Origin of the sequence: Leptospira kobayashii, from assembly GCF_003114835.2 — a bacterium.
Lineage (GTDB): Bacteria > Spirochaetota > Leptospiria > Leptospirales > Leptospiraceae > Leptospira_A > Leptospira_A kobayashii.
The window spans coordinates 2218062-2233294 of record NZ_AP025028.1 but is presented as its reverse complement, the minus strand read 5'-3'; the positions used below and the strand labels follow the sequence as shown (position 1 = coordinate 2233294).

General features: G+C 42.3%; 11 protein-coding genes and 1 tRNA gene. 7 read left to right on the top strand and 5 right to left on the bottom strand.

Annotated features, from left to right (window positions below; translation table 11 throughout):
- Positions 1–30 precede the first annotated feature (30 nt).
- Together DI077_RS09885 and DI077_RS09880 are read left to right on the top strand one after the other, a co-directional pair.
- Positions 31–1221, top strand: a complete 1191-nt coding sequence (locus DI077_RS09885) for a polysaccharide deacetylase family protein (RefSeq protein WP_109019542.1) — start codon at positions 31–33, stop codon at positions 1219–1221.
- A 23-nt stretch (positions 1222–1244) separates the two neighbouring features.
- Positions 1245–1619: a lysozyme inhibitor LprI family protein gene (locus tag DI077_RS09880; RefSeq protein ID WP_109019543.1), complete on the top strand. Its 375-nt coding sequence runs from the start codon at positions 1245–1247 to the stop codon at positions 1617–1619.
- 73 nt (positions 1620–1692) lie between these two features.
- Here the strand turns inward: DI077_RS09880 and DI077_RS09875 are convergent, their stop codons facing one another.
- The 3 genes from DI077_RS09875 to DI077_RS09865 form a co-directional block, all read right to left on the bottom strand.
- Positions 1693–4953, bottom strand: coding sequence for an efflux RND transporter permease subunit (locus DI077_RS09875; protein WP_109019544.1), 3261 nt, complete (start codon positions 4951–4953; stop codon positions 1693–1695).
- Between the two features lie 30 nt (positions 4954–4983).
- A complete protein-coding gene (gene def, locus DI077_RS09870; RefSeq protein WP_109019545.1) occupies positions 4984–5523 on the bottom strand; it encodes a peptide deformylase in 540 nt (179 codons plus the stop codon).
- 122 nt (positions 5524–5645) lie between these two features.
- A tRNA-Ala gene (locus tag DI077_RS09865) sits at positions 5646–5721 on the bottom strand.
- A gap of 72 nt (positions 5722–5793) precedes the next feature.
- Here DI077_RS09865 and DI077_RS09860 point away from each other — a divergent pair.
- The 5 genes from DI077_RS09860 to DI077_RS09840 are packed head-to-tail and all read left to right on the top strand — an operon-like array spanning position 5794 to position 13656.
- A complete protein-coding gene (locus DI077_RS09860) occupies positions 5794–6105 on the top strand; it encodes a hypothetical protein (RefSeq protein ID WP_109019546.1) in 312 nt (103 codons plus the stop codon).
- Between the two features lie 8 nt (positions 6106–6113).
- A complete protein-coding gene (locus tag DI077_RS09855) occupies positions 6114–8858 on the top strand; it encodes a SpoIIE family protein phosphatase (RefSeq protein ID WP_242935159.1) in 2745 nt (914 codons plus the stop codon).
- Positions 8855–9196, top strand: a complete 342-nt coding sequence (locus DI077_RS09850; RefSeq protein ID WP_109019548.1) for an STAS domain-containing protein — start codon at positions 8855–8857, stop codon at positions 9194–9196. The genes DI077_RS09855 and DI077_RS09850 overlap by 4 nt, the downstream gene beginning before the upstream one ends.
- A 47-nt stretch (positions 9197–9243) precedes the next feature.
- Complete coding sequence (locus DI077_RS09845; RefSeq protein WP_109019549.1) at positions 9244–10896, top strand: acyl-CoA carboxylase subunit beta; 1653 nt, start codon at positions 9244–9246, stop codon at positions 10894–10896.
- 3 nt (positions 10897–10899) lie between these two features.
- Positions 10900–13656, top strand: a complete 2757-nt coding sequence (locus DI077_RS09840; protein ID WP_109019550.1) for an ATP-binding protein — start codon at positions 10900–10902, stop codon at positions 13654–13656.
- On the opposite strand, the gene DI077_RS09835 is transcribed toward DI077_RS09840, so the two are convergent.
- A complete protein-coding gene (locus DI077_RS09835; RefSeq protein WP_109019551.1) occupies positions 13657–14712 on the bottom strand; it encodes a protein-glutamate methylesterase/protein-glutamine glutaminase in 1056 nt (351 codons plus the stop codon).
- Positions 14709–15227, bottom strand: coding sequence for a chemotaxis protein CheD (locus DI077_RS09830; protein ID WP_242935158.1), 519 nt, complete (start codon positions 15225–15227; stop codon positions 14709–14711). The genes DI077_RS09835 and DI077_RS09830 overlap by 4 nt, the downstream gene beginning before the upstream one ends.
- Positions 15228–15233 lie beyond the last annotated feature (6 nt).

Genomic DNA, 15233 nt, shown 5'->3' with positions numbered 1-15233 from the left:
GATAATTTACATAAGGTTTCCTATTTCCAGATGTCCGTTGATCCAACCAAAGAAGAAAAAGAAATTCAAGACATCGTCCATGAATTGTCTCAGGACATAGAGAAACACCGCAACTTTGTCAAAAAAGCCCAAAAATTTGTAATTCTATTTTTATCCGGTTCCCTTGTCATGGGGATCGTTATTTTGGTGGGATACTTACTCTATTTGAATTTTTCCGTTTCCAGGCTTGAATCTGTTGTGGAGGAAAAGGATCGCAACTTACAGGAGTTAGAACAAAGTCTTTTTTCTCTTATGTATCAGGAACAATTGAGGGAAGAACAAAGTCTTTCCGCAAATGCCGACTCCGATGAAGAGTTAAAAAGGCAGGTTCAGGAAAATATAGATTACCTAAAGGAAGCAACTCTCGGTAGCAAAGGTAAAAACATACTCCGAGGAAACGAATCTTATCCTGAGATTGCTTTGACCTTCGACTTGGCAACCGGAGAGGAACTTGCCACCTTACTTCAATACATCAAAGATTATGATATCAAGGTGACGGTATTTTTATCGAACGAGAGACCATCGGACGTAAGCGGAAGTTTTTTTATCCGGCAAAACCTGGATATCATCAAAAAGATGGCTAAGACCGGAAAAGTCGAATTTGCAAATCATACCTGGAGTCATTTCAATTATTTCAGATCCGTTACGGAAACCTCCAAAAGAAAACGAACCGTTTTGGAATATCTTTCCAAGCAGGTTTTGGATCTGCCTCGTATGGCGGAGGAGTTGAAAAGAGTGGAAGATATTTATTCTTCTCTCACAAAACAAGAGTTAACAAAGTATTATCGTCTTCCTTATGGGGCAATCAACCAATTGATTTTGGATGCTCATGCCAAAGTAGGGTATACGGATCATATCATGTGGTCCAGAAACAACAAAGGATCTCTGGATCTCCCCGATTATATCCATAGACCTTTTCTGTACAAGCTGAACGGAAAAGGAAAAAAGGAAGTGGTGAAAAATCCCCATTACAAAACGAGCAGGGAGACTTTGGACTATTTGGACTTATGGGAAGCAGGGGATCCGAACGGAATGAACGGAGCCATCATCTTGATGCACTTAGGCGGTCCTCGTAAATTCGACAAATTGATTTATATTTTACCTGAGTTTATCGATAAGATGCAAAAAAAAGGTTATAAATTCGTTACACTCACGGAAGTTTTGAACGAAAAGAAAGATTAAATATTTTAGATAAGGGATATTTTATGAAAACCATTTTAGTCGGAATTTTTGTGTTAGTTGCAGGTTCTTCCTTGTATGCGGACAATTGCGATCATCCGAAGGACGATTTTGACGGTCTGTATTGTTTGAACAAAGTATACATTCAAGCGGACAAGGATCTTAACGATGCTTATAAAAAGTTGAATTCCTCTTTGGCCGCTGATGCGAAGAAAAAATTGAAAGAATTTCAGCTTTACTGGATTCAATCCAGAAACTCGGAATGCAGCTGGAAGGACGAAAGGGGATTTTTCGTAAACCTGAGTTGCGCCGCAAATAAAACCATCTCCCGCACCGATTTTTTAAATGCTCGGATCAGAGAGTGCAAAAGCACGGGCTGCCAACCCAGCCGATTGGAATGACCAGCTAACTTATTTAATCATTTCGGGAAAGGTATCCGGGATAAGATAAATACTATCCCGGATACCTTTTCGATCAAACTTTCGCCAGTTTCTTTTTACTGGGAAACTTGGAGTGAAACCAATCAAAGAAATCGTATAAGGTTTTATAGAATACCGGCACCATGATCAATGTGATAAACGTTGCGAAAGCCAACCCCCATCCGAAAGCAAGCGCCATGGGAACCAGAAAAGGATCTCGTCCTCCGATCCCATAGGCGGTCGGTAATAATCCGAGCACAGTCGTCACCGTAGTAAGTATGACCGCTCTGAGTCGGATCGAGCCAGTTTCAATTAACAAATCGTAGGTGCCCATGTTCGGATTTTCACTTTTCAGTTGATTCGCACAATCCACAAGCACGATGGAATCGTTTACTACGACTCCCGCAAGACCGATGATTCCCAGAAAAGCAAGAAACGATAGATACTCTCCGTGAAGTAAAAAAGCGAAGATAACTCCTATGACCGCAAATGGAATGGCGCTCATAACGATCAGTGGCTGGGAGAGAGACCGAAAAAGTGATGCCAATATCATAAAGATGATGATGAGTCCCACCAGGAAAGATCTTCCCAAGGAAGCCATGGACTCTTCCGTATCCTTGTTTTCACCGGAAAATTTTACCGTATAACCGGGATATTTCGAAATCAGATTTCCCGCCGCATTCTTCGCATCCAAGTTGACTTGTCTGGAAGAAGTTGCGGTCTCGTCGATATTTGCAGTGACAGTGAGTAGTCTTTTTCCGTCCAAATGATTGATGGAAGCTCTGCCGGGGGATCTGTCGTAATTGGTAAGTCTGGATACCGGAATCAAATTTCCCGTCAGGTTGTTTACGTACACTTTGTTCAGATGGGTGAGTGAGCTTCTGTATTCTTCCGGAAAACGTACTCTTACATCCACTTCTTCATCGGCCCGTTTGATTTTTGTGGAAATGGTCCCTTGTAACGCGGTGTTGATGGCAAGTGATACGGATTGTACGCTCACTCCTGCAAAAGAAGCCAGGGATTCGTCTACGGACACACGGATTTCATCTTTGCCTTCGTTGAAATCGTCTCCTATATCATTGACTCCTTTCAATTTTGCGAGAACGTCTTTGTATTCTTGTCCGATTTTAAGCAGAGTATTGAAATCATCTCCTTTGATTTCGATCGCCACCGGTTTACCCACGGGAGGACCACCTGCCAATTTTTCAAATTCCAGATTTACCAACTTTCCTTGAAGGGATAAAAATTGGGGAGGGATCGATTCTTCCTTAAGTTCTCTCATCTTCTTGGAAGAATTCTTTTTTTCCAAACTGATTTTCTCTTCCAGAATTAATAACGATTTGTCATTTAACAAATATTTGGTATTGTTTCGTATCCGATCGATGATTTCTTCCGTAGATATCTCTCTCGATTCTTCGGGAGTCAGATAGACCATGACTTGCGCATAGTTTTTTCCCCGTTTTGTGAAAGGATCGTTCGGATCTTTTTGAATGATCCCTACGCGAGAGATAAAATTTTCCAATTCTTCCTTTGGCAATTGTTTCAAGCTGTGTTCGATCGCTTGGATGTAACGATCTGTCTCTTCCAAGGTAAGTCCTGTTTCTGCAGTCACTCTGACTTGGAACGTTTCGATGGCTCCCGGGAAAAGTTTGAATTTGCCGAACTTGGCCTGCAGAAAAATGGAAAAGATAAATACTCCGAAAAGTATCGAGGTCATCATCAGTTTATGGCGAAGTGCAAAACCTAGAAAGGGTAGATATTTGGTTTTTTTGAACCTTTGAAACCAATCCGATTCTTCCTTTACCTCTCCTTTGAGACTGGAGGATTTGCTGATGTCATAAAGATGGGAAGGGAGCATAAAGAAAGCTTCGAAGATGGATGAGCTGAGAGAGATAATGACCACTAAGGGAATCGAATTGATGAACTTTCCGAAGATCCCGGTCATAAATAGCATAGGACCGAAAGCGGCGATGGTAGTTGTTACTGTAGCTGTCACCGGGGCGATCACTTCGCTTGTTCCCCGTAAGGCGGCCTCGAAAGGCTCCTCTCCCATTTCCAAGTGGCGGTATACGTTTTCACAAATGATGATCGCATCGTCCACTAGAATTCCCACAACTATGATGAGTCCCATCATGGAGATCAAATTCAAAGTAACTCCCAAATAATTCATCACGATGAACGTCATTGCAACCGAAATGGGAATTCCCAGAGCAGTCATCAAAGCCATTCTCCAGCCGAGAAAAACGAATAGAGAGGCAGTAACCAGAACAAGTCCGCCCAATGCATTGGAAGTCAAAACCCCCAAACGTCTGCGGATGTATTTGGAAAGGTCGTTTACAAATGCATAACTCACCGTTCCGTTCGTTTCTTTGATAAACTCCGTAACGATCTTTTTGGATTCATCAACTACGTTGATCGCATCCGCTTTTTCTCTTTTGATGATGGTGAGCGCGATTGCAACTTCTCCGTTCGATTTGTCCAGATAATCCGAATCCTCGAATCCTTCCGTAACACGTGCTATATCTTTGATTCTTACGGATCTGCCGGCATCGTTGGATCTTACGAATACGTTTTCGATCTGATCTGCGGTATCGAATTCTCCTACGGTTCTGACTATGATTTCTTTGGAACGTTCCGAAATGTTTCCACCGGGAAAATTGATATTTCTAAGCCGAAGTGCATTCACCACTTGGGTGGAGGAAATGGACAGTGCAGTAAGTCGATCCGGCATCAGATCCACCTTCATCTCTCTTTCTCTCCAACCTCTTTTGGTAATACGGGCCACTGCGGGAATGTTTTTCAATTTGTCTTCCAGGATCTTTGCCTGGTCTCTCAGTTGTTTGGGCGAAAGAACCGGTTTTCCATCTGCGACTGCGGATGCTAGGTGAACTTCTATGACCGGCTGCCTTGCCGTTGTGATTTCCGTCACTACCGGATCTTCCGCATCTACGGGAAGATCTTGAACCCGATCTACTGCGGATTTGATATCATCCACTACCTTCTTGGTATCTTTGACATTCGGATCTATGGTGATGACTATACCGGAACGATTTTCCAAAGAACTGGATCTGTATTCTTTGATCCCGTCCACTTCTTTCAATGCGTCTTCAATCGGTTTTGTAACTAATTTTTCTACGTCGGAAGGGGAAGCGCCCAGATAGATGGTGTAAACACTTACTATATCGAAGTTGATATTGGGAAATGCTTCCCTGTTCATTGTAGCCGCGGTGAAACCGCCTACCAGAAGGATGAGCGCGGTGAGTAAGTTTACGAATAAACTTTTGGAAAGAAAATATTGAACAAACGAAGAACCCATGTTAGGCCCCAGTGTATTAGATTTTAAATATTAATCAAGAATTTTCCCTTCGGTATCAATGTCTTCATTATAACCGAACAGTTTGGTACTTTTGAGCCGATCCACGTACAAAACCCCGAATAAATGATCGATTTCATGCTGCATAACGATCGCTCTGTAACCTTCGATCGTTTCTTCATGAGGTTCGAAATTTTCATCTCGCCATTTCAGGTTGATTTTGCTGGGTCTTTCTACATATCCTCTCATTCCGGGAACGGAAAGACAACCTTCCCAAAAACCGTCGCCTGCCGGAGCGAGGGGAGTGATTTCGGGATTTATAATCACTTGATTGGGAACTTCCGGAGTTCCTTTGTAGCGCTGGTTATCATCTTCTTGGCCAACGACTACGATTTTTTTTAAAATTCCAATTTGCGGAGCGGCAAGTCCCACTCCTTCTGCAAATCGCATTGTCTCGAACATATCCCGGATTAGTTTTTTGAAATCCTTCGTCTGCACTTCGGACTCCAGAACATCTTCCGCTAATTTTCGAAGTAAGGGATTGCCAATGCGTAAAATTTTTCTAACTGCCATACCTAATAAGGATGAGATTTCAACAGCTCTCCAGGAGATCAAGTGATCTGCGGGTACGAACCGGAAAAAGAATTTGACAACATAAGAAAAACTGAAACTTTTTAAGGAAAAAATGGGAAGCGTGGTGGAGACGAGGGGAATCGAACCCCCGACCTTTTGAATGCCATTCAAACGCTCTCCCAACTGAGCTACGCCCCCGATCAGTCCAGACTTAAGGGCGTCTCCGTGCTTGTCAATCTTAGAATCAGAGGAAGAAGGAACCATTAGTCCATGTCTCAAGAAATCATAGACGAACTTAACAAAAAACTGAAGATCCAGTCTGATATCATCAAAGGCTATGAGAAAGTTCTCCGCCTCAATGAACAAGAGTTAGCTAACGCGGATGAAATCATTCGAATGTATGAGCAGATTAGCGAATACTCGCGAGGAGAACTTCGTGAAGCGAAAGAAACGGTTCAGGCAAGCAGTATAGTTTCCAACTTAAGTAGAGATGAACTCTTGCATGCTTTTGATAGAATTAAATCTCTGGAAGACGCTAACAAAAAACTGCGGGAAGAATCTCTTAACTTCGGCAAAGACTAATCAAATTGGTGTCCAGTTCTTTACCTCCTGTTGTCCAAAGATCAAAAGAGGGAGGTTTTTTCGTTTCTTCCTCTCACGAGCTTACGGATTTATACCATTTCATCTTAAGTCAAGCCAAAAGGCTTGTCTCCGCAAAACACGGGTCATTCTATCTAAAAAACGAAAGAGGCAATTTATCCAGAGTAGGTCTTGTAAAAGACACCCAGGCCGCCGGGAAAATTGCAAAACATGTTTTTTTATCCAAAAAAAGTTTCCTTCTTAAAAAAGGTTCCCATATTACTAAAGATTCTCCTCCTCTGGCCGAATCGTATCTTGCCTGTTATCTGGGAGATGAGATAGGCGATCTTTCTTTGGGAGTGCTTTTGCTGGAAGGCATCAGGCATTTCGATCATTTTTCGGAGCAAGATCTCGATCTTATCAATTATTTCTCTTCCAACCTTACCGCATTATTCAAAGACACCGTTTACTCGGAAGGTGAAAATCGATTCTTCAGCACTTTAAACACCGCAATACTACTTTTATTAGACAATTCGAATATTCATAATAATAACAACCGTTTGGAGTATTTTTTGGAAGAGATCATTCGGGTTTCCGTTTTGATCAACTCTTCCTTGGATCTAAACAAGGTTCTGGAAATGGTGATGGAGTCCGCAAAATCCGTATTCAGAACGGAAGCGAGTTCTCTACTTCTTTTGGATGAGAAAAAGGAATTTCTATTATTCAATACGGTAACCGGAGAAAAAAAGGAAGAGATTTCCAAACTGAAAGTTCCCGTCGGCCAAGGAATTGCGGGAACGGTTGCCATTACAAAACAACCTATGATCATCAATGACGCTCAAAATGATCCGAGAGTGTTTCGTGATGTGGACAAAGCGTCCAATTTCATTACCAGAAATATTTTAGCGGCGCCTCTCATCGCAGGTGACGAAGTGATCGGCGTGATCGAAGCGATCAATACCATTGATCGGAATAATTTCAGCCAAAACGATATAGATTTCTTTTTGTCTTTCTCTTCCGCTTGTGCGGTAGCGATTCAAAAGACAAGCCTACTGGAAAACCTGAATACCGCGAACATAGAACTCAAACAAAAACTCAGTACTTTGGAATCCATTTTCGAACTCGGACAGGCTGTGCTTGAGTCCCATGATGAATTGGGACTTATGTCCAGATCTCTTGCGATTCTAACCAAAGAATTGAATGCGGATGATGCGGGAATGGTCATATTGCATGAAGGGAAACAAAATCTGATTCAGGTTTATGCCAGACAAAACGGAATGGTTTTCGAATCTTTTTACGATTTATCCGAAAGCACTCAGATCATAAATTCGATTCTAAACAGGGAATTTTTTACAGGAACAGTCTCCAAAGAGTTGGAAGAAAGTTTCAACGGATTGGAATCCTTCGTTTTAAAAGACAATTTTGTCGTTTTACCTGTATCACCTAGCGGTAGTTCGTTGAAAGCGGCTCTCTATATCTGCGGTAAAAGGAAAAAGGAACTTTTCGGGGAAGCAGACGTTCGTATCTTGAAAACGATCTCTTCTCCTTTGGCGAAAGCCTATGAAAACCTACGTTTGAATCAGGAAATCATAACCAAAAAATCCATCGAAAAAGAAATCGAGATTACGAGAAAAATTCAAAACAATATTCTTCCCAACTCCATTCTGCAATCGGTTAATTTCGACTTGGGGGTTAAGTCCGTTGCCGCAAAAGAAGTGTCAGGTGACTTCTTCGATTTCCATCCCTACGGTTCCGAACAATTTTCTTTTTTAGTGGCGGACGTTTCCGGAAAAAGTCTTCCCGCAGCTATTTTTATGGCTATGTCGTCTTCGATCATCCGGACACTTTCCCGAACTTCGTCGCTTTCTCCTTCGGAGCTTCTCACGGAAGCGAATAAACTGATCTACGAGGACTCCCAGTCCGGGATGTTCGTAACTTTGTTTTTTGTCAGTTTTGATTCCTCCACGCATAAGATTCGGTTTGCCTCTGCAGGACACAATGATCAGATTTGGATCAGAAAAGATCATAGTTACGAACTGTTAAAAGGTAAGGGAGCTCCTTTGGGTGTTATGCCTGCCGGTCATTATATCGGTGGGGAAATTGATATTTTACCCGGGGATATGCTTGTTCTTTATACAGATGGGGCAATCGAGGAAAAGAACCAATTCGAAGAAGAATTTGGATTGGATCAGCTGATCCGGGAGATAATTGCTCGTAAAGAGAAACCTTCTCAGGTTATAATAGAAGAGATCTACCAAATCATACGCCAATTTTCAGGAAACTCTGAGCAGTATGATGACTTTACAGTGATGATTTTGAAGTTTCCAGAACAAAAGCCGGAGTCATTCGTGAAAAGATTCAATGCAGTTTCCTCTGAAATTCCAAAGATGCGCGAATACTTATCCGAACTTTTGCAGGACAAAATTTCTTTACCGTTCGCGTTTGATGATATTTTGGTCTCGGTGGACGAAGCTGCGACGAATATAGTGATGCACGGCTATAAAAACACAAATATTCCCAATCCGTATTTCGATTGTATGATAGAAATGTTAGGTGATCGGATCATAATTACCCTGGTTGATGAAGGTAAACCGTTTCAGAGGGATAATGTTCCTTCTCCTTCGATCGATGCCAATTTAAAAGGGGAAAGAAAGGGTGGTTTCGGTGTGTTTCTTATGGAAAAACTAATGGATAAAGTCAGTTACGAATTTAAAGAATCCAAAAACTATACCTATATGGAGAAAAAAATATCATGAGCGATGCAAAGATCATCCTTCATTCGGAGAGAGTAGGAGAAACACTAGTAATCCGTCTCCTGGGCAATCTAGATGTGCATAACACTCATACAATTGAAAAGGACTTAATGGCGACTGTGGGAACAGCGACTCATTCCATTATTTACAACCTCAGTGACGTCAATTTTATATCTTCTGCAGGCTTACGCCTTTTAGTAACTACCTTACGAACCAGCCAAGACCGAAAAATATCCATTTCCATCTGCGGACTTCGTCCTGCCGTGGAAAAGGTATTCGATGTGGTCGGGATGCAGCAACTTTTTACTATCTATCCCGACATCAATTCCGCTCTCGCATAAAAATCTCTTTTCTAAGCAAAATAATTCAAAAGATTGGAAAAAACCTTATGGAAACCAAGCAGTATTCCCTAGACAACCCATTCAAAAATAAACAAAACTCCCCGGCCGAAGCCAAGGGAGGGATTTATGACGATGCCTTGAAATTAGGCAAAGAACTGATCGCCAAACCGTTCGAAGGTGGTGGAGAGGATAGAATCCGAGTCCAACATTCCAAGAATAGAATGACTGTTTGGGAGAGGATCAAAGTTCTCACGGATTCGGAACCGAATATCATGTACCAAAACTGGGGCCCGAATTTGGACGGCGCTTCCATCATTACTGGAATCTTAAAAATACGTGGAAGGGATGTTGCCGTTTACGGGCATGACTTCACGCTTCGTGCCGGTTCCATGGATGCAACTAACGGAAGTAAGTTGGCAAGGCTCATCCACATGGCGGGAGAACACGGAATTCCTGTGATCGGTATGAACGATTCCGCCGGTGCCTTTGTTCCTGCGGGAGTGGGTGGACTTGACGGATACTCGGAAGCATTTACCGCACTTCGCAAAATCAGCGGTGTTGTTCCTTCCATTATGTTGATGTTCGGATTCAACGCAGGTGGAGGAGCGTATCTTCCCCGCCAAGGATCGTTTATGATCCAATGCGATAATACTTTCTTCGGTTTGACAGGACCCGGAGTCGTTAAGTCGGTATTAGGTGAAGATGTTTCCGCAGATGATTTGGGCGGACCGAAAGTGCACGGGCAGTCCGGGGTAGTCGATCTTGTCACAGGAGACGAACTCGGTTCTCTTCGCACTGCGATCCGATTGCTTTCCTATCTACCGGATAACAACCGTTCCAATGCTCCTTTTTATCCTACATCGGATCCTATGGACAGGTTCATTTACGAAGAAGATATTTTATTCCGTAAAACTTTCAATAGTCCTACCGGGATGAATACTCCTTTCGATATCACTCTCTATTTACAACAAATCTGTGACCATGGCGAGTTTTTTGAAGTTCAGCCGCAAAGAGCGAGAAACATAGTCACTGCATTCGGTAGAATCGGTGGCAATGTGGTAGGTTTTCTTGCGAACAACTCCGCAGTATCATCCGGACAGATCGATATCGGAGCTTCCCGAAAAGGAACGAGATTCGTTAGATTTTGCAATCTTTACAATATTCCTATGGTTTTTGTGGAAGATACAACAGGTTTCCTACCGGGAAAAGATCAGGAACAAAACGGAATCGTTTTGGAAGGAAGAAAGTTATTGGATTCCATCATCGATCTTCGTACTCCCCGTTTGACTCTTATCATTAGAAATGCATTCGGTGGAGCTTACGCAACATTTAACTCCTATTATACGGGGGCATCTCTGGTTTTCGCACTTCCTACCGCTAGAATTGCAGTTATGGGTCCTGCCGGGAAAGAATATGTTTACAAAGATGAAATCACTACCATTCAAAAAGAGTTCCAGGCAAATCTTAAAAAAGGCATGAGCGACAAGGAAGCCGCAAGTGTGAGAGATGCAAAACTTTTCGAAGTAGGTCAAAGGTATGAAAAGGAATTGATGAATCCGAAAGAGGCATTGTCTCTAGGCTCCGTGTCTTCCATCATCCTACCTGGATTTACCAGAAAGGTTCTGGGAACTAACTTAAATTATTTGATGTCTAAATACACTGCCGCTCCTCTCAGCGGTCCTCAAAGGGAGTTTGAATAGTCCATGCTCGATAAAAATTTAAATCGAATTAAGTTCCAGGAATCCGACTCATCTTGGATTCGTTCTTTCTCCGTTGAATCCATCAAATGTCTGATCGTATGTCGCGGTCCTGTTCGTAAAGAGACCATGGATGTGTTTGATGCAATCGGGATCAGAGAATACGGTATTTTACTTTCCGAAAAAGATTCCATCGTTTATCCGAAAGCACTTGCTCCCGAACTCAGAAACTTCCGTTTTCCTGAAAACGTTCATAGAGTTCCCGATTATATGGGAGCAGGAAAAGAAGAAAAAGAAGCTCGTATCAAACAAATCATCGAGATTGCCAAAACAAACGGTTATACTCATCTTTTTGCTGGTTACGGATTTATGGCGGAAGACGCCGAATTCATCGAAGCGATAGAAGACGCGGGTCTTACGTTTATGGGACCTAGCTCTCATGTGGCACGTGGAGCTGGGGCAAAGGATGAGGCGAAAAAACTCGCTCGTTCCTTGAAAGTATCCGTGACGCCCGGTGTGGACAATATCACTGCACTTGCCTTGGTTCGCAAAACAGGAAATTCCAAAGAGGGATTACTTAAGGTAGCGAAAGAAAACGGACTCAGCTTCGAATACAACGATAAACTTTCTTTGGAAGACAATGCGGAGCTACTGCTTCAAATTTCTTATGAAAAAACAATCGATATTACTTCGATCGCTGATTTGCAAAAAGAATCCGAAATCCAATTGGAAGAAATTTGGAAAAAATTTCCCGGCAAACGGGTTCGTTTCAAATACATCGGTGGCGGTGGTGGAAAAGGCCAAAGGGTCATTAACGACAAGTCGCAGATTGATTCTGCCGTTATGGAAATCCTTGCCGAATCCAAAGTGACCGCAGTCGGTTCCAATCGTAACTTTCTCATCGAATTGAACATTGAAAACACAAGGCATAATGAGATCCAGCTCATCGGAAACGGAGAATGGTCTTTGTCTTTGGGCGGTCGTGATTGTTCTTTGCAAATGCACGAACAAAAACTTTTGGAAATCTCCTTAACTCAGGAACTTCTTCAAAAGGAAGTGGAAGAATGCAAAGGAACCAATCCTAAAAAAGCGGGCATCTTAGAGAAAGATCTACTTACACTTCGTGATATGGAAAACCAAGCCGAAGTTTTCGGTAAGGCGATTCGACTCAATAGTGTTTCCACTTTCGAATGTATCGTAGAGGGAAATAACTTCTTCTTTATGGAAGTGAACACCCGTATCCAAGTGGAACACAGAGTGACCGAGATGGTTTACAAATTGAAATTTGTAAATCCGCAAAACCCGAACGAATATTTCTTTATCGATTCCCTTGTGGAAGCAATGGCGGTATTATCCGTTCATGGAATCAGAGTTCCGAAACCGGAAAGAGTCCTTCGTAATGTTTCCGGCGCGGAAGTTCGCATCAATGCAACTAACAGAAGTTTACAACCTCATGCGGGCGGCATCATACAAAGTTGGTCTCCTCCATTGGAAGGTGAAATTCGGGATGACCAGGGGATTTGCCTGCGTAACCCGGATACAGGTTCCTTTGTGCATTACAATCTTGCCGGTGCTTATGATTCCAACGTAGCATTACTTGTGTCATATGGTGAAACGCGCAAAAAAAACCTGGAAGTACTCAGCAATATCCTTCGCAAAACGGAACTTCGCGGTCAAAATCTGGAAACAAACCTGTTGGTTCATTACGGACTTACGGAATGGATTCTAGGAAAGGATGCGATGTTCAAACCTTCCACTGCGTTTATGATTGCCTATCTCGCAGGAATCGGTTCTTTACAGTCGGTATTAAACGATCTTGATTTGGAATATCTATGGACTGAAAAGTTGAAGAAAGCGGACGCAGAGCTGAAAAAAGTATTATCCAAAAAGATGACGCTTGTTTTGCGACCTTTGGAAAAAATCTTTTCAAACCCTCATCTATTGGGCGGATTTATCGGTCATTATGACGGAAAATTATGGGATCGTAGCGGAGCAAAGGTAGTATTTCTGGAAAATCCGGTATTGATACTGGAAAAACTGTATTACTATCTCAACCTGGAAAATACGGATTCCAAACCTCCTTCGGAAAAAATCTGGGATCATGATGAATCGTTGTTAAACGAAGCAAAAGAGTTTTATGCAGAAGTCCGAACTCGCACTGGAATCGTATCTTGGAAAGAGTTATCTTCCTTACTCGAATCGGGAAAAAATCCGAAACCGGATCGTATCTCCGATGCGGAATGGACCGGTTCGAAAGCGGCTCATGCAGGATTCCAGGCGGGACTTGAGATACTTGCTTTACTTGTAAACGTAGGTAAAAAAGCGAATTTCTTCGGATTGGATATGGATGATTCTTTGGAAGCGATTGTTCCTAAAGAATTCAAAACGGCGGAAACCAGAGATCCTTTGATTAAGATCCTGAACCCACCTCCGAAGATGAGTGGGGACGAAATCGTAGCTCCTATGGGAGGAATGTTCTATTCCAAAGAAGCACCGAATTTACCGACTCTGATTGCGGAAGGAGATCACTTCCAAGCGGGCCAACCTCTATTTATCATTGAAGTCATGAAGATGTTCAATAAGATTCTGGCGCCAGTGAGTGGAACCGTAGTTAAAAATCTAATGGTAGATTCGGACGGTAAGATTGTAAGTAAGGCACAGCCTATTTTCAAGATCAAACCGGATGAAGTTTTAAAAGAAGAATCTCCGGAAGAAATCCGTTCCAGAAAAGTTAAAATTACAACGGAACTGGCTGCAAGCTAATCAGTTGTAAAAATCGATGATCGAACGATGAATGTCACGGAGTGGTAGGATTTTATCCGCTGCTCCGCGACGTATCGCTTCTTTCGGCATTCCAAACACAATACAACTTTCTTCGTTCTGAGCAACTGTTACGGCGCCTGCTTGTTTCATCTCCAATAATCCCTGTGCACCGTCGTCACCCATTCCGGTCATGATGATTCCCTTTGCATTTTGACCTACATATTTAGCGACGGAACGAAATAGAACGTCAACAGACGGTTTGTGTCTATTGACTAACGGGCCATCGCTTACTTCTATATGATACTGAGCTCCCGATCGCTTTACCTGCATATGTTTGTTTCCGGGAGCGATTAGGGCGAGTCCGGGTAGAATCCTATCCCCGTCTTTACCTTCTCTTACTTCTATTTCACAAACGGAATTCAGTCTTTTTGCAAATGCTTCGGTAAATTTTTCGGGCATATGTTGCACGATTACTATACCGGGGCATTTATCCTTTGTTAGTTTGACGAGAACTTCTTCCAAAGCAATGGTTCCTCCGGTCGACGTTCCTATCGCAACGATTTTTTCAGTCGCCTTTAGTTGCGAAATATCGGTAACTAATTTTTGTTTGGTGGCCTCGGGTTCTTTGAAGCTGTATTGAGCCATCTTGCCGAGATCGATATGAGAGGCTGCAAGTACGGAATCCGTCAGAAGTAGTGAAGATTCGTTTAAAAAATCCTTCAACCCGATCTTCGGTTTGGTAATGATTTCGGCCGCTCCCAAACTGAGGGCTGTCATAGCTATATCGGAACCTTCTTCCGTCAAAGTAGAGCAGATGACAACGGGAGTAGGGCGTTCCTTCATAATTTTTTTTAAAAAACTGATTCCATCCATTCTTGGCATCTCAATGTCAAGAATGATCACATCGGGCCAGTTAGCTGCCATTTTGTCCATGGCAAATATAGGATCGACTGCGGCGCCTAAAAATTCAAAGCCGGAATCTTTGGTAAACAAATCTCCTAATACCTGGCGGACTACCGCAGAATCATCGATTACAAATACTTTTATTTTTTTCATTTGGTAGTTTCTGGTGTCTCAAGCCAAACTTCTCCGTCCCAGACAGTAAAAAAAATTTTTCTCGCTTTGGAGCCGCCTGTATTTTCAGAAATAACGGAAATGGAATGATCAGATAATATTTGTTTTGCGAAGTTGATGTTTTTCTGTCCGACTAGTTTCGCATTTGTGAAATTAGATTCTAGTTTCAGATCTTCCTCTTCTCTCGAAAACATATCGGAACCTCCGAAGATTTTAGCTTTAAATTCGGAAATAGGGAGTTTGGTGAGTTTAATCTCTTTTAAAAAAAGGAGAAAAGCTTCTTCACCGTATTTACCCTCTAAAATCTGCATATTAGCGGAATTGTTTCTACCAGGAAGAATGTAATGACTCATTCCTCCGATCTTTTTTTTAGGATGCCAAAGTACAATAGAAACGCAAGAACCGAGTAGGGTTCTCAGCCTTAGATCGGGTCCCCCGAAATAAAAATCACCGGGATTTAAGAATATATCTCGAACTTCGTTAGGTGAATCCATCATATCAAA